Annotated in this window: 21 protein-coding genes; 14 read left to right on the forward strand and 7 right to left on the reverse strand. The window is 72.6% G+C overall.

Translation table 11 applies throughout. The features are described 5' to 3' along the window. The first annotated feature begins 61 nt into the window (after positions 1-61). From ABZ934_RS08580 to ABZ934_RS08610, 7 genes are all read left to right on the forward strand, one after another. Complete coding sequence (locus tag ABZ934_RS08580) at positions 62-256, forward strand: hypothetical protein (protein ID WP_190183185.1); 195 nt, start codon at positions 62-64, stop codon at positions 254-256. A gap of 157 nt (positions 257-413) precedes the next feature. Continuing rightward, positions 414-875 carry a nitroreductase/quinone reductase family protein gene (locus ABZ934_RS08585; RefSeq protein WP_361310120.1) on the forward strand — a complete coding sequence of 154 codons (462 nt, stop codon included), beginning with the start codon at positions 414-416 and terminating at the stop codon, positions 873-875. A gap of 73 nt (positions 876-948) precedes the next feature. After that, positions 949-1,323, forward strand: a complete 375-nt coding sequence (locus ABZ934_RS08590; RefSeq protein ID WP_361310123.1) for a DUF6083 domain-containing protein — start codon at positions 949-951, stop codon at positions 1,321-1,323. Positions 1,324-1,425: 102 nt separating this feature from the next. After that, positions 1,426-2,088 (forward strand): TetR/AcrR family transcriptional regulator, encoded by a 663-nt coding sequence (locus ABZ934_RS08595; RefSeq protein WP_361310125.1) that lies wholly within the window; start codon positions 1,426-1,428, stop codon positions 2,086-2,088. Further along, positions 2,085-2,615 (forward strand): dihydrofolate reductase family protein, encoded by a 531-nt coding sequence (locus ABZ934_RS08600; protein WP_361310127.1) that lies wholly within the window; start codon positions 2,085-2,087, stop codon positions 2,613-2,615. Before ABZ934_RS08595 ends, ABZ934_RS08600 begins: the two co-directional genes overlap by 4 nt. Positions 2,616-2,806: 191 nt before the next feature. After that, positions 2,807-4,018 carry a pyridoxal phosphate-dependent aminotransferase gene (locus ABZ934_RS08605; protein WP_361310129.1) on the forward strand — a complete coding sequence of 404 codons (1,212 nt, stop codon included), beginning with the start codon at positions 2,807-2,809 and terminating at the stop codon, positions 4,016-4,018. A 143-nt stretch (positions 4,019-4,161) separates the two neighbouring features. Then, positions 4,162-4,569, forward strand: coding sequence for a hypothetical protein (locus tag ABZ934_RS08610; RefSeq protein WP_361310131.1), 408 nt, complete (start codon positions 4,162-4,164; stop codon positions 4,567-4,569). Positions 4,570-4,618: 49 nt separating this feature from the next. Here ABZ934_RS08610 and ABZ934_RS08615 read toward each other — a convergent pair whose 3' ends face one another. Both ABZ934_RS08615 and ABZ934_RS08620 read right to left on the reverse strand, forming a co-directional pair. Further along, positions 4,619-5,062 (reverse strand): hypothetical protein, encoded by a 444-nt coding sequence (locus tag ABZ934_RS08615; RefSeq protein WP_361310133.1) that lies wholly within the window; start codon positions 5,060-5,062, stop codon positions 4,619-4,621. A gap of 265 nt (positions 5,063-5,327) precedes the next feature. Then, on the reverse strand, positions 5,328-7,184 hold the full coding sequence (locus ABZ934_RS08620; RefSeq protein ID WP_361310135.1) for a phosphoenolpyruvate carboxykinase (GTP): 1,857 nt from the start codon (positions 7,182-7,184) through the stop codon (positions 5,328-5,330). Positions 7,185-7,404: 220 nt separating this feature from the next. Here ABZ934_RS08620 and ABZ934_RS08625 point away from each other — a divergent pair, with 220 nt between their 5' ends. Continuing rightward, the gene (locus ABZ934_RS08625; protein WP_361310138.1) at positions 7,405-8,088 is read left to right on the forward strand and encodes a hemolysin III family protein; all 684 of its coding nucleotides are present in this window, start codon (positions 7,405-7,407) and stop codon (positions 8,086-8,088) included. 111 nt (positions 8,089-8,199) lie between these two features. Here the strand turns inward: ABZ934_RS08625 and ABZ934_RS08630 are convergent, their stop codons facing one another. Together ABZ934_RS08630 and ABZ934_RS08635 are read right to left on the reverse strand one after the other, a co-directional pair. Next, positions 8,200-10,254 (reverse strand): thioredoxin domain-containing protein, encoded by a 2,055-nt coding sequence (locus ABZ934_RS08630; RefSeq protein ID WP_361310140.1) that lies wholly within the window; start codon positions 10,252-10,254, stop codon positions 8,200-8,202. Positions 10,255-10,430: 176 nt separating this feature from the next. Beyond that, the gene (locus ABZ934_RS08635; protein ID WP_361310142.1) at positions 10,431-10,832 is read right to left on the reverse strand and encodes a recombinase family protein; all 402 of its coding nucleotides are present in this window, start codon (positions 10,830-10,832) and stop codon (positions 10,431-10,433) included. 180 nt (positions 10,833-11,012) lie between these two features. Here ABZ934_RS08635 and ABZ934_RS08640 point away from each other — a divergent pair, with 180 nt between their 5' ends. Then, positions 11,013-14,249, forward strand: a complete 3,237-nt coding sequence (locus tag ABZ934_RS08640) for a tetratricopeptide repeat protein (protein WP_361310144.1) — start codon at positions 11,013-11,015, stop codon at positions 14,247-14,249. Between the two features lie 135 nt (positions 14,250-14,384). Here ABZ934_RS08640 and ABZ934_RS08645 read toward each other — a convergent pair whose 3' ends face one another. Next, positions 14,385-14,606 carry a hypothetical protein gene (locus ABZ934_RS08645; protein ID WP_361310146.1) on the reverse strand — a complete coding sequence of 74 codons (222 nt, stop codon included), beginning with the start codon at positions 14,604-14,606 and terminating at the stop codon, positions 14,385-14,387. 2 nt (positions 14,607-14,608) lie between these two features. Then, a complete protein-coding gene (gene mca / locus ABZ934_RS08650; protein WP_361310148.1) occupies positions 14,609-15,490 on the reverse strand; it encodes a mycothiol conjugate amidase Mca in 882 nt (293 codons plus the stop codon). Between the two features lie 133 nt (positions 15,491-15,623). On the opposite strand from mca, the gene ABZ934_RS08655 reads away from it, so the two are divergent. Next, positions 15,624-16,034 (forward strand): DUF4307 domain-containing protein, encoded by a 411-nt coding sequence (locus tag ABZ934_RS08655; RefSeq protein ID WP_361310150.1) that lies wholly within the window; start codon positions 15,624-15,626, stop codon positions 16,032-16,034. Between the two features lie 147 nt (positions 16,035-16,181). Beyond that, positions 16,182-16,679: a transcription elongation factor GreA gene (gene greA, locus ABZ934_RS08660; RefSeq protein ID WP_361310152.1), complete on the forward strand. Its 498-nt coding sequence runs from the start codon at positions 16,182-16,184 to the stop codon at positions 16,677-16,679. Positions 16,680-16,933: 254 nt separating this feature from the next. Here the strand turns inward: greA and ilvA are convergent, their stop codons facing one another. Beyond that, positions 16,934-18,169 carry a threonine ammonia-lyase gene (gene ilvA / locus ABZ934_RS08665; protein WP_361310155.1) on the reverse strand — a complete coding sequence of 412 codons (1,236 nt, stop codon included), beginning with the start codon at positions 18,167-18,169 and terminating at the stop codon, positions 16,934-16,936. Positions 18,170-18,920: 751 nt separating this feature from the next. On the opposite strand from ilvA, the gene ABZ934_RS08670 reads away from it, so the two are divergent. The 3 genes from ABZ934_RS08670 to ABZ934_RS08680 all read left to right on the forward strand — a co-directional run bounded on the left by ABZ934_RS08670 (position 18,921) and on the right by ABZ934_RS08680 (position 20,225). Further along, complete coding sequence (locus ABZ934_RS08670) at positions 18,921-19,442, forward strand: MarR family transcriptional regulator (protein WP_361310158.1); 522 nt, start codon at positions 18,921-18,923, stop codon at positions 19,440-19,442. An 82-nt stretch (positions 19,443-19,524) separates the two neighbouring features. Beyond that, the gene (locus ABZ934_RS08675; RefSeq protein ID WP_361310161.1) at positions 19,525-19,974 is read left to right on the forward strand and encodes a sigma factor-like helix-turn-helix DNA-binding protein; all 450 of its coding nucleotides are present in this window, start codon (positions 19,525-19,527) and stop codon (positions 19,972-19,974) included. Further along, positions 19,971-20,225 (forward strand): hypothetical protein, encoded by a 255-nt coding sequence (locus ABZ934_RS08680; RefSeq protein ID WP_361310164.1) that lies wholly within the window; start codon positions 19,971-19,973, stop codon positions 20,223-20,225. The genes ABZ934_RS08675 and ABZ934_RS08680 overlap by 4 nt, the downstream gene beginning before the upstream one ends. Positions 20,226-20,228: the final 3 nt, after the last annotated feature.

Consider the following 20,228-nt stretch of genomic DNA (forward strand, 5'->3'; position numbering starts at 1 on the left):
CGTTCATGACGCGGGCGCCGGAGGATGAGGGGAAACGGGGACACCCCCGAGGAGGTACGCGATGGAACGTGAATCGGACCAGCAGCCCCAGCACGCGGACCGCCCGTCCAAGCTGTGGACCGGCGGCGAGCGGCCTTACGACCCCGAGGACCTCGTCATGGCGACGGGCGCCGACCCGACTCCGGAGCGGGTCGAGAAGGCCCGGAAGATGATCGAGCGGGAGGGTCCGTCGGTCATCGAACGCTACCTGCCGTAAGCGGGCGCGGGTCCACTCGGGAGGCAGGGGGCGGTCCATCCGACGCCGCTCCCGGTCCGTGCCCACCGGCGGGACCGGGAGCGGCAATCGGCGTGTGCGCAACCCCTCGCGCCGGGCGTCGTTAGGCCGCGGGGGGCCGAAGCCGGAGGACGCCGTGATGCAGACCGTCACCATCGACTGGGACCACCCCACCGACCCGGGGCCGGGTCGCGCCCTGGAACACGTCCGGGTTTATGTGGGCTCGGGGGGCCTCGACGGCCATCTCTGGCACGGTGTACCGACCCTCCTGCTCACCACGGTCGACCGCGACCGGGGACGCACCGAGCGCACCCCGCTGATCTACGCCCGTGACGGCGGCCGGCACCTCGTCGTGGCCGCCGGCCCCGTCCCCGGCGCCCCGGCCCCGCGGTGGTACGCGCACCTCACCGCCCACCCCGAGGTACGGCTCCAGGTCGGCGCCCTCTCCTTCCAAGCGCTGGCCCGCACGGCGGACCGGCAGGAGCGGGAGACGTACTGGGAGGCGTTGACCGCGCTGTGGCCCGCGTACGAGGACCACCAGGCGGCCGCCGCACCCGGCGAGGTCCCGCTCGTGATCCTGGACCGGTTCGGTCACCCGTAGGGATGGCGGGTCCCCCGTACGGCGGTTGCGCGCCCCCGTGCCGTGCTACCAACGGCACGGAGGTGGGACCGCGTTGCACGATGATCCCCGCACGCCGATCGCGGTGGGCGACGTACTGGCCGGCGCCCTCGCGGCGATCGGCGGCCCCGACTGCCGCGCGGGCCGGCCCGCCACCTGCCGCGACTGCGGCGACGCCGCCCTCTGGCACCGCACGGCGCACGGACGTTGGATCCTGATGCAGCCCGGGAGCGTCCCGCACCACTTGGTCCCGCCGGGCCACCGCTACCGGATCGGCTCCGACGGCACGGCGGTCCACCTCGGCGACGGGGCGCCCACGGATGCCTGCCGGGTCACCCACTTCGACATCTGCCCGGCCGGCCCCGCGCCCCGCCATCCCTACCTGCTCCGCCTCTGGCAGCACGCGGCGGCCCGCCGCGGCCGGCTCTAGCGGGATTCCAGCGAATCGCCACCGACCGGCCCGCATCCCTGCTTTAATGAATGCACAGTCATTTATTAATCGGCTCCGAAGGGGCAGGGGCGGAGGTGGGGCGTGGCCGGACGACCCCGAGGCGTCGACGACTCCACGATCCTGCGGGCGGCCGTCGAGGTGATGGGCCGGACCGGACCCGCGAAGCTCACCCTGGCCGCCGTGGCGCGGGAGGTCGGGCTGGTGCCCGGAACGCTCGTGCAGCGGTTCGGCTCCAAGCGCGGGCTGCTGCTCGCGCTGACCCGGCACGGCGCGGCGCGGTTCGCGGACCTCCGGGAGCGCGTCGGCCGCGAGGACGGTTCGGCGCTCGACGCGCTGGCCCGACTGATCGCCGGGACCTGGAGCCCGGTGGCCACCCCGCAGGCGTACGCCCATCACCTGGCCTTCCTCTGCTCCGACCTGGCCGACCCGGAATTCCGCGAGTCGGCGCTCGCCTCGGAGCGGGCCCAACACGACGCCTGCCGGGCGCTGCTCGACCGGGCGGCGGACTCGGGCGAGCTCCACCCGGACACCGATGTCACCGCTCTCACCGAGACCGTCCGGGCGGCCGTCACCGGGGCCGGGCTGCTCTGGGCCGTCGACCACGAGGGCGGCCTCGCCGAGCGCCGGCGCGCCGCCCTGATCGCCACCCTCGCGCCGTACCGCACCGACGCGACCACCATCGCCGGCGGCACCGCAAGGGCCATCGGCACCACCGGCACCACCGAACGAGGGGACACCGCATGATCTGGGACCGCACCTTCCGCACCGCCGTGACCATAGGCGTCAGCCTCGACGGGTTCATCGCCCGCCCCGACGGCGACATCGAGTGGCTGACCACCCGCGGCGAGGCCGCCGGGGACACGGGCTACGAGGAGTTCATGGCCGGGATCGACACCCTCGCCATGGGCCGCAACACCTACGAGAAGGTCCTCACCTTCGGGTTCTGGCCCTACGAGGGCAAGCGCGTGGTGGTCCTCAGCACCACCTTGACCACGGACGACCCGCGCGTGACGGTGTACCGCTCGCTGGAGGACTTGCTGGCGGGCCTGACGGAGCTGGGCGCGAAGAGCGTCTACGTGGACGGCGGCCGGATGGTCCGGACGTTCCTGCGCGAGGGCCTCCTGGACGAACTCACCCTCACCACCGCACCCGTACTCCTCGGGTCGGGCCTGCCGCTCTTCGGGGCGCTGGACGAGGACGTGGAACTCACCCTGCGAGAGGTCAAGGCCCTGGGCGGCGGTTTCACGCAGGCCCGGTACACCGTGGGGTGACGAGCGCAACACCGGGGCGGCCGACATCGGGTGAACGCGGTCGTTCCGCAGGGCGGAACGCAGGCCGGGCCACGGTTTCCAAGGAGCGTGCGGGCCGTGGCCTCCGCATCTCCCGAACCGGGACATATCGCCTCGCCGGAAGGTGTCGGAATAAAGCGGCGCGGTCGCCGCCGGGCCCGTAAGCTCCCGTCATGCAGGTGATCCAGTCAACGAAACTCGCCAATGTCTGCTATGAGATCCGCGGACCCGTCCTCGAAGAGGCGATGCGGCTCGAAGCGGCAGGTCATCGCATCCTCAAGTTGAACACCGGCAACCCCGCGGCCTTCGGCTTCGAGTGCCCGCCGGAGATCCTTGAGGACGTGCTCCGCAACCTGGGCACGGCCCACGGCTACGGGGACGCGAAGGGTCTGCTGTCCGCGCGGCGCGCGGTCATGCAGCACTACCAGACCAAGGGCATCGAGCTGGGCGTCGAGGACGTCTACCTCGGCAACGGCGTCTCCGAGCTGATCCAGATGTCCATGCAGGCGCTGCTGGACGACGGGGACGAGGTCCTGGTCCCCGCGCCGGACTACCCGCTCTGGACCGCCTCGGTCAGCCTCGCCGGCGGCACCGCGGTGCACTACCGGTGCGACGAGCAGTCCGACTGGATGCCGGACCTCGCGGACATCGAGCGCAAGATCACCGACCGCACCCGCGCAATGGTGATCATCAACCCGAACAACCCGACCGGCGCCGTCTACGACGACGAGATGCTGCGCGGCCTGACCGACATCGCGCGCCGCCACAACCTGGTCGTCTGCTCGGACGAGATCTACGACCGGATCCTGTACGACGGGACCACGCACACCAATACCGCCGCCATCGCGCCGGACGTGCTCACCCTGACCTTCAACGGGCTCTCCAAGAACTACCGCGTCGCCGGGTACCGGGCCGGTTGGATGGCGGTCTGCGGCCCGAAGAAGCACGCCTCCTCGTACATCGAGGGCCTGACGATCCTGGCGAACATGCGGCTGTGCGCCAACATGCCCGCGCAGCACGCCGTCGCCACCGCGCTCGGGGGCCGGCAGTCGATCAACGACCTCGTGCTGCCCGGCGGCCGGCTGCGCGAGCAGCGCGACACCGCGTACGACCTGCTGACGCGGATCCCCGGCATCAGCTGCGTGAAGCCCAAGGGCGCGCTGTACCTGTTCCCCAAGCTGGACCCTGCGGTCTACAAGATCAAGGACGACCGACAGATGGTCCTCGACCTGCTGCGGGCCGAAAAGATCATGGTGGTGCACGGTACGGGCTTCAACTGGCCGGAACCCGACCACTTCCGGATCGTCACGCTGCCGAACGCCAAGGACCTGGCGGACGCGGTCACCCGCATCGGGAACTTCCTGGAGGGCTACAGTCAGCCCTAGCAAGGCCGCCGCGCGGTCGGCTGGTACGGCGGGCGCTTACGGGTCGCTCCGGACTCGCCGGAGACTGGAGTCTCGCCGGATCGAGCACAACTTTAGAACCGATCCAATGTAGGATGGTCTCCTGACCCGCAGGAGGCCACCTCATGTACGAGCCGATCCGCACCGAGTCGGTCGTCCACCGCATGCCCGGCGGCCGCACCGACTACCCGCACCGCAGCCGCGGCGAAGCCCTGGACATCCAGCTCGCCGGGCACCTCGCGGCGCTCCTCGCCGTCACCGACGAACTCGGACTCGACGACGCCGCCGCCCGTATCGCCGACCAGGTCACCCGCCTGCGCGGGGCCCGGCCGGCGCGCGCGGGCCATGAACGGCCGGCCCACGACCGGGCGGCGGACCCCGCCCGGCTGCACCGGCGCGCACACGACCTCGCCGGCCGGGCGCTGCTCGTCGCCGCGTCCCGCGCCGACACCACCGTCGCGATCCTCGCCGCCGAACGCATGGACGCGCACGCCGCCGCCCTGGATTCCCAGGACCGGGCCGGCGCCCACTGACGGCCCCGGTCCGGGGCCGCGGAGGCTCCGGACCGGGTGCCACACACCCTCAGGGCGACGGTGTGGACCGCGGTGACGGTGTGAACTGCGCCGCCGCCACCCCGCACCAGGGGACCTTCGCGGCCGGCCACACGGGGCCGACCGCCTCGCCGCGTTCCGTCGCCCCCGGGGCCACTCCCGGAACCCGCACCAGCGCCTGGGCCGCCCGGGCCCCCGGCGCCGGGTCCGCGCTCTCGCGGAACTCGACCGTGGCGACGTAGGCACCACCACCCGTGGCGCGGCCCGTCACCTCCACGGTCGCCACCACCCGCCGGCTCGCCGGTTCAACCCGGCACGAGGTGACCCGTACGTCCTGCGCCGCCGGCCGCTCCGGTACGGCCGCGCCGGTCCCGCCGCCGCTGGCCCACACGTACAGGCCCAGCGGGGCGAACACCAGCAGCCCGGCCAGCACCACCAGGCCGACCAACCAGCCCTGCCACTTCAACGCGCTCACGCCCATGGCCCGATCCTCCCCGCCGCCCGCGCGACCCACCAGCACCCGCAGGTTCACACAGCATTTCGAAGTGGGACCGCCTGGACACCCGACGTTCACTCGAACCAGCGCCCCAGGTGGGGCAACTCACCTGCGGGCCGGCCGACTTCACCCGCCCCGGAACGCGTCACGGCGGGCCTCCGGGAAGCGGAGGCCCGCCGTCGGCGGACGCGTACGACCTGCCTGGAGGACCGGGGGCCGGTCGATCAGGCCGGGACGGGCCGGCTCAGCCCAGACGCTCGACAAGCGCGCGGTACTGGTCCCACAGCTCCTTCGGCGTGTGGTCGCCGTAGGTGTTCAGGTGCTCGGGGACCAGGGCGGCCTCGTCGCGCCAGACCTCCTTGTCGACCGTCAGCAGGAACTCCAGGTCCTCGCCCGGCAGATCGAGGCCCTCGGTGTCGAGGGAGTCCACGGTCGGCAGGATGCCGATGGGGGTCTCGACGCCCTCGGCCTTGCCGTCGAGGCGCTCGACGACCCACTTGAGGACGCGGCTGTTCTCGCCGAAGCCCGGCCACACGAACTTGCCCGCGTCGTTCTTGCGGAACCAGTTCACGTAGTAGATCTTCGGGAGCTTGGCCTGGTCCTTGTCCTTGGCGACATCGATCCAGTGGCCCATGTAGTCGCCCATGTTGTAACCGCAGAACGGCAGCATGGCGAAGGGGTCGCGGCGCAGCTCGCCGACCTTGCCTTCGGCGGCGGCGGTCTTCTCGGAGGCGATGTTCGAGCCGATGAAGACGCCGTGGTTCCAGTCGAAGGACTCGGTGACCAGCGGCACGGCGGAGGCGCGGCGGCCACCGAAGAGGATCGCGGAGATCGGGACGCCCTTGGGGTCCTCCCACTCGGGGGCGATCGTCGGGCACTGCGAGGCCGGGACGGCGAAGCGGGCGTTGGGGTGGGCGGCCGGGGTACCGGACTCGGGGGTCCAGTCGTTGCCCTTCCAGTCGATCAGGTGGGCGGGAGTCTCCTCCGTCATGCCCTCCCACCAGACGTCGCCGTCATCGGTGAGCGCGACGTTGGTGAAGACGGTGTTCGCGTACATCGTCTTCATGGCGTTGGCGTTGGTGTGTTCGCCGGTGCCGGGCGCGACGCCGAAGAAACCGGCCTCGGGGTTGATCGCGTAGAGGCGGCCGTCCTCGCCGAACCGCATCCAGGCGATGTCGTCGCCGATGGTCTCGACCGTCCAGCCGGGGATCGTGGGCTCCAGCATGGCGAGGTTGGTCTTGCCACAGGCGGACGGGAACGCGGCGGCGACATACTTCGCCTCACCCTGCGGCGGGGTGAGCTTGAGGATCAGCATGTGCTCGGCGAGCCAGCCCTCGTCGCGGGCCATGACGGACGCGATGCGCAGCGCGTAGCACTTCTTGCCGAGCAGGGCGTTGCCGCCGTAGCCGGAGCCGAAGGACCAGATCTCGCGGGTCTCCGGGAAGTGCGAGATGTACTTGGTGGTGTTGCACGGCCACGGGACGTCGGCCTCACCCTCGGCGAGCGGAGCGCCGAGGGTGTGGACGGCCTTGACGAAGAAGCCGTCGGTGCCGAGCTCGTCGAGGACGGCCTTGCCCATGCGGGTCATGGTGCGCATGGCGACCGCGACGTAGGCGGAGTCGGTGATCTCGACGCCGATCGCGGAGAGGTCGGAGCCGAGGGGACCCATGCAGAAGGGCACGACGTACATCGTGCGGCCCTTCATGGAGCCGCGGAAGATTCCCCCAGAGCCTTCGGCCTGGGAGGTGCCCCCATTCTCCCCCGCGAACAGCTCCTTCATCTCGGAAGGGGCCTTCCAGTGGTTGGTCGGGCCCGCGTCCTCCTCCTTCTCGGAGCAGATGAAGGTCCGGTCCTCGACGCGCGCGACGTCGGAGGGGTCGGAGGCGGCGTAGTACGAGTTCGGGCGCTTGGCCGGGTCGAGCTTCTTGAACGTGCCCTTGGAGACGAGCTCCTCGCACAGGCGCTCGTACTCGGCCTCGGAACCGTCGCACCAGACGACCTGGTCCGGCTCGGTGAGGGCCGCGATCTCATCGACCCAGGAAATGAGCTCCGTGTGGTTCGTCGGGACGGAAGTGGTGGGAGCCGCGTTGTCGCGCGCCACGATTGCTCCTTGTTGAGGGGTTTGTTTGGTGTATGCCCCGTGGGGGCTGCGACCCGGACGCTTCGCGCTCCGCTCATCCGGTGCCGACCGCACTCATCTGATCATCCGGTGCGTATGCGCATATGTCCAGAGGGCTTCTCACGTGAGCATCGCCACTCGTGTCAATCTTCCGTAAAGCGCACTAACGGAAACCTACGGACCCGTAGGTAGCATGTGCGGTATGACTTCTGACGTCGTCGCCGTGGCCGAAACGGCCCCCGAGGGCCCCGAGGAGCTCAAGCCGCTCATGCGGGGCTGGCTGCACACCGGGATGTTCCCCGCAGTGGTCGTCGCCGGCCTCGCCCTGATGGCCTTCACCGACTCGACCAGGGCCCGAGTGGCCTGCGGTGTCTATGTGCTGACGGCCTGCATGCTCTTCGGGGTGAGCGCCGTCTACCACCGCGGCACCTGGGGGCCGCGGGGCGAGGCCGTGCTGAGGCGGCTCGATCACGCCAACATTTTCCTGATCATCGCAGGGACGTATACCCCGCTGACGGTGCTCCTCCTCCCCGACTCCACCGGACGGACGCTCCTGTGGGCGGTATGGATCGCCGCCGCGGCCGGTATCGCCTTCCGCGTCTTCTGGGTCGGCGCGCCGCGCTGGCTCTACACGCCCTGCTACATAGCGATGGGTTGGGCGGCCGTCTTCTTCCTCCCCGACTTCCTGCGGACCGGCGGCATCGCCGTACTGGCCCTCGTCATCGCCGGCGGGCTGCTCTACAGCGCCGGGGGCGTCATCTACGGGATGAAGCGCCCCAACCCTTCCCCCCGCTTCTTCGGGTTCCACGAGGTCTTCCACTCGCTGACCCTCGCGGCGTTCGTCGCGCACTACGTCGGCATCTCCATCGCCGCGTACCAGCACTGACGACCACCCCGCCGGCCGCCCGCTTCGAGACCGCGGGCGGCCGGCGGCACGCTCAGGACATGACCGGACCCTCGGGACACGACCGCGGCCGCCGGGTCGTGACCGGAGTCGTCAGGTCGTGACCGCGCCCAACTGCTCCGCGAGCTCCGCCGGTTCCGTCGTGGGCCGAGAGCAGACGAAGTGCCGGCAGACGTACGCGGTCGGCCGGTCCTCGACCAATGTGCGATCGGCCAGGAGCGGGAACTCGCCGCCGCTGCCGTCCTCCCGCAACGGCAGGCCCACCGCCACGACCGCCCCCGGCGCCGTCCCCAGCAGCGCCGTCCGGTGCAGCGCCGCCGTCACCGGATCGTCCGGGTGCCCGACGACGGCCACCTCGCGCGGCCCGTCCAACAGCGCCTCGGCCACCGCCAGCCCGTGCCCGATGAACCGCGGCACCCGCGGCCCGAGGGCGTGCACCACCCCCAGCGCCCTCTCGGCCGCCGTGCGGTGCGCCTCGGAGCCGGTGTGCGCGGCGTACGACAGGAGCGCGCCGGCCGCGGCGGTCCAACCGGAGGGCGCGGCCGTGTCCGTGGGGTCCTGGGGGCGCCGGATCAGCTCCTCGGCGTCGTGCGCGGTGTCGTACAGGGAACCGTCCTCGGCGGTGAACCCGTCCAGCACCAGGTCGAGGAGGAACCCGGCGAACTCCAGCCAGACCCCCTCACCGGTGACGGCGCCCAGCGCCAGGAACCCCTCGGCGACGTCGCCGTAGTCCTCCAGTACCCCCGCGTTGGCGCCGACCCGGCCGTCCTTGCTGGTCCGCGCCAGCCGGGCCTTGCCGTCCATGTGCACCCGGACCAGGAGGTCGGCGGCCTCGGTGGCCCGCTCGATCAGGTCGGGCCGCTCGAAGTACGCCCCGCACTCGGCGAGCGCCGCGATGGCCAGCCCGTTCCAGGCGGCGACCACCTTGTCGTCCCGGCCGGGGGCGGGACGCCGCTCCCGCGCGGCCAGCAGCCGTTCCCTGATCCCGGCCGCCTTCGCCGCGTCGAGGGCGGGCCCGTCCTGCGGGAGCCTCAGTACGGAGGTGCCGTGCTCGAAGTTCCCCTCGTCGCCCACCCCGAAGTACACGGCGGCCAGCGGCCCGTCGTCCTCGCCGAGCACCTCGGTCAGCTGCGCCGGGGTCCAGGCGTAGTACGCCCCCTCGACGTGCTTGCCGCTCGTCGGGTCCTCGCTGTCGGCGTCGAGCGCGGAGGCGAAGCCGCCCTCGCGGGTGCGCAGCTCGCGGACCATGAAGTCGGCGGTCTCCAGCGCGACGCGCCGCGCGAGGTCCGATCCGGTGGCCCGCCACAGGTGTGCGTACACCCGGCACAGCAGCGCGTTGTCATAGAGCATCTTCTCGAAGTGGGGCACCACCCAGTCCCGGTCCACGGAGTACCGGGCGAAGCCGCCGCCGAGTTGGTCGTAGATCCCGCCGCGGGCCATGGCCTCGCAGGTGTCGGCCGCCATCTGAAGGGCGCCCTCGGAGCCGGTGCGGGCGTGGTGGCGCAGCAGGAACTCCAGCACCATGGACGGCGGGAACTTCGGGGCCCCGCCGAACCCGCCGCGCGCGGCGTCGTACTCGCGGGTCAGCGCGAGCAGCGCCTGCGCGAGCTCCTCGGGACCGGGGGCGCCCGCCCTCCCGTAGTCGAGCTTGCGGCCGGCGAGGTCCCGTACGACGCGCTGCGCGACATCGGCCACCTCCTCACGGCGCTCGGCCCAGGCGGTGTGGACGCCTTCGAGGATCTGCGGGAAAGAGGGGATGCCGTGGCGCGGCACGGGCGGGTAGTAGGTCCCGAAGTAGAACGGCTCGGCGTCGGGGGTCATGAACACCGTCATGGGCCATCCCCCTTGCCCGGTGGCGGCCTGCACGGCCTCCATATAGACGGCGTCGACGTCGGGCCGCTCCTCGCGGTCGACCTTGATGTTGACGAAGTGCTCGTTCATGTAGGCGGCCGTCGACTCGTCCTCGAAGCTCTCGCTGCTCAATCGATGGCACCAGTGACACGAGCTGTAGCCCACGCTCAGCAAGATGGGCACGCCCCGCTCCCGCGCCTCCGTGAAAGCCTCAGGGCACCAGGGCCACCAGTCGACGGGGTTGTCGGCGTGCTGGAGGAGGTACGGAGAGGTCTCGTGCGCGAGGCGGTTCGACATGAGGCCAATCCTGCCTCACGGGGCGCGCCGCGGCCGGCGACGGGGCCATCAGGCCACCACATCAGCGGCACGTACATGATCGACCCATTTCCATACCGGTACCCCGCGCCCGTAGTCCCAGATCCGGTTCCCCTTCCTGCCCGGCTTGATCACCAGGCAGCTGAAGACCGAGACGATCACCTTCCGTCCATGGCTCGCGACCAGTGCCAGTCCCGCACCCGGCGACTGCGCATCCGCTCCTCGGCCGAAGCTCCTTCGAGGGCTCCGGCCGCCGCCAGGGTTCCTTCCTTGCTGTACGGATCTCGCAGGCCGTCCCGGTCGACGTACACCCGCCCCGTGTTCGCCGTCAGCGCCGCCATGAAGCGGATGAGGTCCTCGGGCCTGCGGTAGAGCCGGTCGTCGGCGACGGCGACGACACCCGGCAGGGGCCCGGCGGTGAAGGCGTGGCCGCGATGGAGGTCCGCGAGCAGGTGCTCGAAGGCCGGGCGCTCGCGGTCGTCCTTGGTCGCGTTGCGTGCGTTGTCCGTGTACGTCGCGACGACGACGCAGCCGTGACCGACCCCTCCGGGCGAGGGCACCGGCGCGAGGTCACCCGGCCGGTGTTCGTCCCGTCACCCGGTCGGGCCGGGCCGTGGATATATGCGGGTGTGGGCGGGGTGGGGGGTCAACTCCCTCTGATCTAGCTCAGATTGCTCGCACTCGTGGAGGTGCCGCAGGACACTTGGGGCTCGTTGCCGGAGCTCTCTGAGGGGATGCCGATGCGGGACAGCCATCGCGGTGAGGCCGAGCGACTGTTGGAGCGGGCCGTGGAGGAGGAGGCGCGGCGGGCGCCGGTGGGGGCGCCGGTGGACAAGGCGGCGCTGCTCGCTCGGGGGCGGGAGGCGCTGGAGCGGATCGCCGCTGCCGCCGCCGTGGAGTACGAGGCGTACGTACGGGCGCTGGACGAGGCGGCGGCCGGGGAGGAGTCCCTGGCCGAGGCGTTCCGGCGGGCGAACACCTCCACCGCCCTGCTGGTGACCGGGGTCGCCGCGGCGGCCGCCGCCGGCGCCGACCTCGCCTTCGGGGTGGCGGCGGGTACCGCCCTCGGCGCGGGCCTGGTCGCGGGCGTCGCCGGGGCCGCGGCGACGGTGGCCAAGGTGACGGCCCTGCACCTGCCGGCGGCGAACCGGCGGGCCGGCGTCCTGGGGCGGCCGGGCGGCGCCGAGCAGTTGCGGCTCCACTGGCTGTCGGTGCTGGAGGTGCGCGGGATACGTCCCTTCCTGGAGCAGCAGCGGTTGGTGGCGGCGGCGGTGCGCACCGGCCCGCGCGGCCCGGGCGGGGCGGCCGGTGTCGTCGGGCTCGCCAAGCAGCCCGCCGGTGGGGCCGGGCCCGTGCTGCGCGGTACGGACCGCAGTGCGCAGGCCCGTCGGCGCAACGCGCTGGAGCAGTCCTTCGGGCAGCTCCCGCGATCGGAGGCGGTGTTCGCGGGGCGGCGGGAGGAGCTGGCCCGGATCGAGCGGTGGGTGCGGGCGGCCCGGGCCGGTACCGAGACCCGGCCGGTGGTGGTGGTGTTGCACGGCGAGCCGGGTTCGGGCCGCACGGCCTTGGCGCTGCGGGCGGCGCACGCGCTGCGGGACCAGTTCCGGGGCGCGTGCGTGGTGGACCTGCGGGGCGGCGCGGCCGAGGCGGGACAGGCCCCGCTGCCGACCCGCGAGGCGCTGCTGCACCTGCTGAACCGGCTCGGCGCCCCGCGCGAGCAGTTGCTGTTCCGTGAGGGCGCGTCGGCGGAGCAGCAGGTGCGCAGGCTGGGCGAGCTGTACCACCAGCACCTCCGGGGGCAGCCCGTGACGGTGGTGTTGGACGACGCGGTGGACCCGGAGCAGGTCCGCACGCTGGTTCCGGAGCGTTCGGAGAGCCTGGTGCTGGTGACGGCGTCCGGCCCGCTGGAGCTGCCGGCGGACCTCGCGGCGTGGGTGCACCAGTTGCCGGTCACCCGGTTGGGCCGGGCGGAGGCCGCGGAGCTGGTCCGGGCCGCGGTCGAGGCGGCGGGCGGGGTCCCGTACGACGAGGAGACGGAAGGGGCCGTGCTGGAACTCGGCGCCGGTCTGCCGCTCGCGCTGCGGGTGTCGGCCCCGCTCGGCCGGTTGCCGGAGGCGTCCGGAGGCGGGCTCGAAGCGGCGTTGGCCTCGGCCTACGAAAGCCTGCCCGAGGAGCGACGGCGGCTCCTGCGGCGGCTCACGTTGGCGGGGCGTGCCTCACTCGGCCCGTCGGCGGCGGCCGCGCTGATCGACGCCGACCCGGTGGAGGCCGGGCGGTTGCTGCGCGAACTGGCGGACGCGGGGCTGCTGGACCACGTGCGCGGGGAGCGGTATCGGATGCACGACGCGGTGCGCGCGTACGCGGCGGCGCGGCTCGTGGCGGACGAGGACCGGGCTCGGGCCGCGGCGGCGCACGAGCGGCTGATCCGCAATTACGCGCAGCTCGCGGACTCGGTGATCCGGATGGTCGACGGGAAGATGTCGACGCGCGCCCACCACTTCGGCGGTCACGGCTTCGCCTCGCTGGACGCGGCGCTGCGCTGGCTGGACGACGAGTCGAGCTTCATCACGGCGGCGCTGCGGCACTCGGAGGACGTCGACCAGCAGGCGGTCCTGGACCTGCTGGGGGCGCTGTGCGACTTCTGTCTGCTGCGTGGTGACCTCTACCGGCTCGGGGAGATCAACGAGCTGGCGCGGTTCGTGGAGGGCGGTCGGGCCGGCCCGGGCGGTCGGCTGGCGCGCTCGGTGCAGTGGCGTACGGGTATCGCGGCGCGTCAGCTCGGTGACCTGGACAAGGCCCGTAGCACCCTGACGTCGGTGGTCGACCAGTACATGGAGGCCCGGCAGGAGGCGGGTGCGGCCATGGCGTTGGTCTCGCTCGGGATCACGCTGCACCACCAGGGCAATCTCCCGGAGGCGGCGTCCCGGCTCCGGGAGGCGTTGACCTTGCAGGAGGCGGACGACCTTGCGGGCGACCGGGCGTGGGGGCTGCACGCGTTGGCGGCGGTGGAGCGCGATCGGGGGCTGCTGGCGGAGGCGTTGTCCCTGTTGGAGCGGTCGCTGGCGCTGCACCGGGACAGCGAGAGCGTGCACGGCGAGGCGTGGGCGCATTTCCAGCTGGGGCAGGTGTACCTGCGGCTGGGGGCGGTGGAGGGGGCGGAGGCGGAGCTGCGCCTGGCCTTGGAGCTGTACGGGCGCACGCGTGACGATCGCGGCGAGGCGTGGGCGCTGACCCAGCTCGGCCGGGCCCGGGTGGTGGCCGGGGAGCCGGATGCGGCGTTGGAGCGGCTGCGGGAGGCGCTGGCCCGCCACCGGTTGGCGGAGGACGCGCGGGGCGAGGCGTGGACGCTGTACTACCTCGGGCAGGCGTTGGAGGAGGGCGGCGAGCGGGACGCGGCGGTGCGGGAGCTGGAGCGGGCCCGGGGGATGTTCTCGCGGATGCGGGACGTGTACGGGCTGGCGTACGCCAGGCACCACTCGGGCCGGGTGACCCGCGACCAGCGGGCCGCGCAGACGGGGAACCTGCTGAACTCCGGCTACGCCCGACAGTTGCTGGTGGACGCGCGTGCGGACTTCCGGCGGATCGGGCTGGCGCACGGCGAGGGGTGGACGTGTCTGGAGCTGGCGGTGGTGGACGCGGGCAACGCCCGGCTGTCGCAGGCGCTGGTGCTGTGTGAGGAGGCGGCGCGACTGTTCGTGTCGTACGGGGATCTGCGCGGCGAGGACTGGGCCCGCTTCCTGCGCTGCACGCTGCTGCCGTACGCGGTGCCGGCCGACCCGCAGGGGGCCGCGGCGGAACTGGCCCGGCTGGCGGCGGCCCCGCATCCGTTGCGGGACGGGCGGCTGGCGGACTGCCTGGACTCGTACGCGGTGATCCTGGGGCGGGGCGTGGACCCGGCGGAGGGTTGGCAGGGCTGGCGCCTGGGCCTGGTGCCGAACCCGCACTCGCGGGAGATCATGGGCGTCCGCGTGCCGTGACCGCGCGCCGGTACCGGGCCAGTGCCGTGACCGCGCGCCGGTACCGGGCCAGTGCCGTGGCCTCCGGCGCCCGGGCCGCCGCCGGGCCCGTGCCGTGACCCCACCGGGCGGGGGGTCACGGCAGCGGCGGGGCCGCTACGGGGTGCGGGTGTCGGGGGCGGGGGCGGCCGGCTCGGGCGCCTCCTGGAAGTCGACCCGGCCCATGTGCCGGCTCATGGACTTCATCAGGCCCCACACCCCGAGGGCGAGGGCGGCGAACACGATGAAGCCCAGGAGCCCGGGCGTCACCTTGTTCTTGTCGAAGGTGTCGGCGGCCAGCGGAAGGAGCTGGGTGACTGCTGCCTGCATAGCGCTCATGGCTACGCATTCTCCCGGATGCCCGCGAAGAGGTCGGACTCGGGGAGGGTGGTGTCCACGAACGACTTCGCCAGCTCGTACTCCTCGGTGGGCCAGACCTCCTTCTGGATCTCCATCGGGACGTGGAACCAGCCACCGTCGGGGTCGATCTGCGTGGCGTGCGCGATGAGGGCCTTGTCACGGATCTCGAAGAAGTCGGCGCACGGGACGTGCGTGGTGAGCGTCCGCTCCTTGCGCTCGAACTCCTTCCACCGCTCCAGCCACTCCCCGTACGGGGATTCCAGGCCCCGCGCGAGCAGCGCCTCGTGCAGGGCGATGGTGCGCGGCTTGTTGAAGCCCTGGTTGTAGTAGAGCTTCTGCGGCTGGTAAGCGGGGCCGAACTCGGCCTCGGGGAACTTCTCGGTGTCGGCCGCGCCGTCGAAGGCGACCATCGTGACCTTGTGGGTCATGATGTGGTCGGGGTGCGGGTACCCGCCGTTCTCGTCGTACGTGGTGATCACCTGCGGCCGGAAGGCGCGGATCTTCTTCACCAGACGGCCGGCGGCCTCGTCGACGTCGGCGAGTGCGAAGCAGCCCTCGGGCAGCGGCGGCAGGGGGTCGCCTTCGGGCAGCCCCGAGTCGACGTAGCCGAGCCATTCCTGTTCGATGCCGAGGATCTCGCGCGCCTCGTCCATCTCCTTCGCGCGGACCTCGTGGATGTGCTCCTCGATGTACTTGTCACCCTGGAGCTTGGGGTTCAGGATCGAGCCGCGCTCGCCACCGGTGCAGGTCACGACGAGCACCGGCACCCCCTCGGACACGTACTTGGCCATGGTGGCCGCGCCCTTGCTCGACTCGTCGTCGGGGTGGGCGTGGACGGCCATCAGTCGAAGCTGCTCGGTCAAGACAGGATCCTCTGTGATTCGTCAGGGCGAAGGCTTCTATAGTGACCGAATCGGGGGACGGAAAATTCCTGGGGTGGGATCCGGCGGCGGTGCCGCTCCCCGGCCCGCTGGGCCCTCTCGAAAGGATCGGTCGATGAGCACGGTGCGCGAGGGACTGCCCGAGGGCCGGTACGGCCGTTCGGCGGACGAGCGGGCGGACCGGAAGCTCAAGATCGTCGGCTCGGTGCTCGGGGTCGGTCTCCTGGGTGTCGTCGGCTGGATCGGCTGGGACTACGTGGCCGGGCAGAGCGTCAGCGCCCAGGTGATCACGTTCCAGATCGTGTCCGCGAGCGAGGTCAAGGTCCACTTGGAAGTCCGCAAGGACGCCTCCGTCACCGGGGTGTGCACCCTCAGTTCCCAGGACAAGGATCACGGCGAGGTCGGCCGGGCCGATTTCACCTTCGCCCAGCGCGACACGCGCGTGGACGAGGTCGTCTCGCTCAAGACCACGGGACGCGCGACGATGGTGGAGCTGGTGGGCTGCCAGGCGGCTTCCGCACACTGATCCGGCCGGTCCGCGGGGGGTTCCGTGACCGGCGATGACACACTTCATACGGAAGGTGTCCTCCCCCTTTTCTTCCCGAATTGTTAGGCTCGTGGTTTCGTCCGCCGCTGGCGGCTTTGTAGTCCCCTGTACCGACGAGGAGCACCCGTGACCCAGACGAGCGAGAGCGTCACCTGGCTGACCCAGGCGGCGTACGACCAGCTGAAGGCGGAGCTGGACTACCTCTCTGGTCCTGCCCGCACGGAGATCGCGGCGAAGATCGCGGCCGCGCGCGAGGAGGGTGACCTCCGGGAGAACGGCGGCTACCACGCGGCCAAGGAGGAGCAGGGCAAGCAGGAACTGCGCGTGCGCCAGCTGACGCAGCTGCTGGAGAACGCCAAGGTCGGCACCGCGCCCGCCTCCGACGGCGTGGTGGCCCCCGGCACCCTCGTCAAGATCGCCTTCGACGGCGACGAGGACGACACCATGGAGTTCCTGTTGGCCTCGCGCGAGTACGCGTCCTCGGACTTCGAGACGTACTCCCCGCAGTCGCCGCTGGGCATGGGCGTGATGGGCAAGACGATCGGCGAGAACGCCGAGTACGAGCTGCCGAACGGCAAGAAGGCGGCCGTCAAGATCCTCGACGTCAAGCCGTTCACCGGCTGATCACCCCCCTTTCAAAACCCGGGGTACCCGCGAACGCCCGGCCGGATGATCCGGCCGGGCGTTCGCGCGTGTCCGGGAGTGACCGGTCGCGCCGTCGGCTACGCCCGAGCGCGGGCTCCGACCCGGGATCTTTCGCGCGGGCGCGGGGTGCGGACGGCCCGGGGTCGACCGGGGCGGAGCGGGTTCAAGTCGTCGCGCTATATCGCGTCACGCCAGGGATTGCGGCTGGGCCGCCGATGACCCGGTAGGCCGGTTCAGCCGCTGATGACCGTGTAGCCCGCGCCGTGGAGCGACCGGGCGACCTCCGCGCAGTGTTCCGGCCCCTTGGTTTCGAGGTGCAGCTCGACCTCCACCTCCGTGAGGCCGAGCCGCGGGTCGGTCCGTACGTGGCTCACGTCGAGCACGTTCGCGTCGACCACCGACAGCACGCCCAGCAGCCCCGCCAGCGCCCCGGGCCGGTCCGTGACGCGCAGCCGCAGGGACAGGTAGCGGCCCGCCGCGGCCATGCCGTGGCGCAGGATGCGCTGGAGCAGCAGCGGGTCGATGTTGCCCCCGGACAGCACGGCGACGACCGGGCCGCCGCCGTACAGTTCCGGCTCGCTGAGCAGTGCGGCCACCGGGCTGCAGCCGGCCGGCTCGACCACCATCTTGGCCCGTTCCAGGCACAGCAGCAGGGCGCTGGAGAGGGCGTCCTCCGAGACCGTACGGACCTCGTCGAGCAGCTCCCCGATGATCTGGAAGGGGACATCGCCGGGGCGGCCGACCTTGATGCCGTCCGCCATGGTGACCGGGCTTTCGATCGACACCGGGTGCCCGGCCTTGAGCGAGGGCGGATAGGCCGCCGCGCCCGCCGCCTGGACGCCGACGACCCGCACGTCCGGGCGCAGCGTCTTCACCGCGACCGCGATCCCGGCGGCGAGTCCGCCGCCGCCGACGCCCACCAGGATGGTCCGCACCTCCGGGCACTGCTCCAGGATCTCCAGGCCGACCGTGCCCTGGCCGGCGATGATGTCGCGGTGGTCGAAGGGGTGGATGAACACCGCCCCGGTACGGTCCGCGTACTCCTGGGCGGCGGCGAGGGTCTCGTCGACGACCTGACCGTGCAGCCGTACCTCGGCGCCGTACTCCCGGGTGGCCGCCACCTTCGGCAGTGGCGCCCCGACGGGCATGAACACCGTCGAGCGGACCCCGAGAAGGGAGGAGGCCAGGGCCACGCCCTGCGCGTGGTTGCCGGCGCTGGCCGCGACGACGCCGGCGGCGCGCTGCTCGGGGCGTAGCCCGGCGATGCGCACGTACGCTCCGCGCAGTTTGAAAGAACCCGTCCGCTGGAGGTTCTCGCACTTGAAGTGGACCGGGGAGCCGGTGAGCGCCGAAAGGTGCCTGCTGCCCTCCATGGGGGTCACCCGCGAGACGCCCGACAGCATCTTCTGGGCACCCCGCACGTCGTCGAGGATGACCTGCGGTACGGGCTGGGGGACGCGGTAGTTCATGCGGCCAGTCTCCCAGCCGCGACGCCTGCCGGCTGGCCACGCGGTGGCCCGTGACGCGGTTCGGCCGAGGGCCGGGACGCGGTTCGGCCGAGGGTGGCACGGGGGCCCGGGCGCGCTCCGAGCCCGGACCGGGCGCAGTTCGGGCGGACCCCCGGCCCCGGGTGCCCTGGGGCGGCCCCATGCCCCGGCGGCTTCGGCCCCTGCCCACACCGTGCCCGGAACCGGTTCCCGGGCGGGGTCGGGCCGACCCGGGCCGCAGCCCCGGGGCCCCGGAATCGGTCCCGCGCGCAAGGACGACGTCGGCCCCTGCCCTCCTCCCACCATGGAACCGGCCCCGGGCCGGGGGCCCGACTCGCCTGGGGGTTGGGGCCGCCCTGCGCCCGGGCCGAAGTCCCCACCGCCTCCTTCCTCGGCCCAGCCGAAACCCTGGGGCCAGCCCGGAACCGGCCCCCGCCCGCCCCGCGCCCGCGTCCCGGCCGGGAGCCGGCGTGGGCGAGTGAGGCGAAGGGGCGGCCCCGCGGACGAGGGGCCTCGCGCGGGAGACCGCGAGGAACGAGCGGTATGAGCACGTGGCCCCTCAGAGTCAGGTGCAAGCGCCCCTGGGGGCACATCCCGGCCGAAGGCCGGGGGGCGAACCGAGCCCAAAAAAACAGGGGTCGTATCAGATCTCGTACGGGGCGTACGAGCCGTCGTGTGGCCGCGTACTCTGTCCCCCATCCTTGTCGGACCCACGCGAAGAGAGCCCACGGCCATGCCCTCCATCCCGGCCAGTTCCGACCTGCCCACGGCGGCCGAAACGCCCGCCGAAGCCGGTCTCCTCGACGCGCTCCAGCACCAGGTGGCGGTCTTCGCCCGCCGCGCGGAGCAGACCCGTCTCGGTGGGGTGGGCCAGGCCCGCAACTCGATGGACCGCGCCGCCTACCTGCTGCTGAACCGGCTGGACCTGGAAGGGCCCATGGGCGTCAAGGCGCTCGCGGGCGGCATGGGCATCGATTCCTCCACCGTCACCCGGCAGGTCGCCCCGCTCGTCGACGGCGGCCTGGTCAAACGCACCTCCCACCCCGAGGACGGCCGGGCCGTGGTGCTGGCGCTGTCCCCGCGCGGGCTGGCGCGGCTGGAGGAGGTACGTTCCTCACGGCGCGAGCTGATGGCCCTGGTGACGCGGGACTGGACCGAGGAGGAGCGCGAGGCATTCACCTCGCTGCTGACCCGGTTCAACGTGTCGCTGTCGGAGCTGATGGCCTCCGTCCAGGACGCCGGCCCGGCGACCTGAGTCCGGCGGGCCGGGAGCGCGCGCATCCGGCCCCGTCCCACCCCTTGACCCGGGTGGTCCCCCCGGCCGCACTATGTGGGCCATGGCGGCTGTGGACCACCGGGCGGGACCCTTCGCGGAGTTCGAGGCGTTCGTCGCGGGCGCGGCGGGCCGGCTGCTGCACGTCGCGGTCCTGCTGACGGCCGAGCCGGAGTCCGACCCGCCCGCCGCCCGCCGGCTCCTCGCGGGCGCGCTGGCCCGGACGTACGCGCACTGGCGCAGACTCCGCGTGGACGATCCGTACGAGTTCACGCGCCGCCGGCTCTGCTCGGCGTACGCCCGCACCGCCCGGCGGCACCCCGGTGGCAGCGGTGTCCTCGCGCGGCTGGGCCCGCAGGAGCGGCTGGTGCTGGTGCTGCGGGTCTACGAGGGCGTCGCGGAGGAGGTCACGGCCGCGCAGCTGGGGCTGCCGCCCGAGCGGGTGGAGGCGCTGCGCGCCGGTGCCCTCGCGAAGCTGCGCGCCGCGCCTGCCGACGACGGGCACGCGGCGTGAGCGGCTTCCCGGACCCCAAGGAGGTGCAGGTCAGGCGGTTGCTGGAGGGCCCGCACCCACCGGTGCCGACCGGGCTGGCGGCGGCTGCCGCGGCCCGCGGAACCCGGCTGCTGCGCCGCTACCGGGCGCTGCGGCGGTTCGGCTGGGCGGTACTCCTCGCGGCGGCCGCGGCCTTCACCGTGTGGGCGGTCCTGACCCGCCCGTGGGTGACGCCGCCGAGCGGTGTCTCCCCGCCCTTGGAGGGCTGGTAGCCA

Source organism: Streptomyces sp. NPDC046557 (assembly GCF_040645975.1).
Lineage (GTDB): Bacteria > Actinomycetota > Actinomycetes > Streptomycetales > Streptomycetaceae > Streptomyces.

Excerpts from the sequence above, each read along its gene's own strand:
- ABZ934_RS08670 (WP_361310158.1), top strand. The coding sequence starts at position 18,921 with ATGCCCTCCATCCCGGCCAGTTCCGACCTGCCCACGGCGGCCGAAACG.
- ilvA (WP_361310155.1), bottom strand. The coding sequence starts at position 18,169 with ATGAACTACCGCGTCCCCCAGCCCGTACCGCAGGTCATCCTCGACGAC.
- ABZ934_RS08610 (WP_361310131.1), top strand. The coding sequence starts at position 4,162 with ATGTACGAGCCGATCCGCACCGAGTCGGTCGTCCACCGCATGCCCGGC.
- ABZ934_RS08625 (WP_361310138.1), top strand. The coding sequence starts at position 7,405 with ATGACTTCTGACGTCGTCGCCGTGGCCGAAACGGCCCCCGAGGGCCCC.
- ABZ934_RS08645 (WP_361310146.1), bottom strand. The coding sequence starts at position 14,606 with ATGAGCGCTATGCAGGCAGCAGTCACCCAGCTCCTTCCGCTGGCCGCC.
- ABZ934_RS08630 (WP_361310140.1), bottom strand. The coding sequence starts at position 10,254 with ATGTCGAACCGCCTCGCGCACGAGACCTCTCCGTACCTCCTCCAGCAC.
- ABZ934_RS08640 (WP_361310144.1), top strand. The coding sequence starts at position 11,013 with ATGCGGGACAGCCATCGCGGTGAGGCCGAGCGACTGTTGGAGCGGGCC.
- ABZ934_RS08675 (WP_361310161.1), top strand. The coding sequence starts at position 19,525 with ATGGCGGCTGTGGACCACCGGGCGGGACCCTTCGCGGAGTTCGAGGCG.
- ABZ934_RS08605 (WP_361310129.1), top strand. The coding sequence starts at position 2,807 with ATGCAGGTGATCCAGTCAACGAAACTCGCCAATGTCTGCTATGAGATC.
- ABZ934_RS08580 (WP_190183185.1), top strand. The coding sequence starts at position 62 with ATGGAACGTGAATCGGACCAGCAGCCCCAGCACGCGGACCGCCCGTCC.
- ABZ934_RS08600 (WP_361310127.1), top strand. The coding sequence starts at position 2,085 with ATGATCTGGGACCGCACCTTCCGCACCGCCGTGACCATAGGCGTCAGC.
- ABZ934_RS08585 (WP_361310120.1), top strand. The coding sequence starts at position 414 with ATGCAGACCGTCACCATCGACTGGGACCACCCCACCGACCCGGGGCCG.
- ABZ934_RS08655 (WP_361310150.1), top strand. The coding sequence starts at position 15,624 with ATGAGCACGGTGCGCGAGGGACTGCCCGAGGGCCGGTACGGCCGTTCG.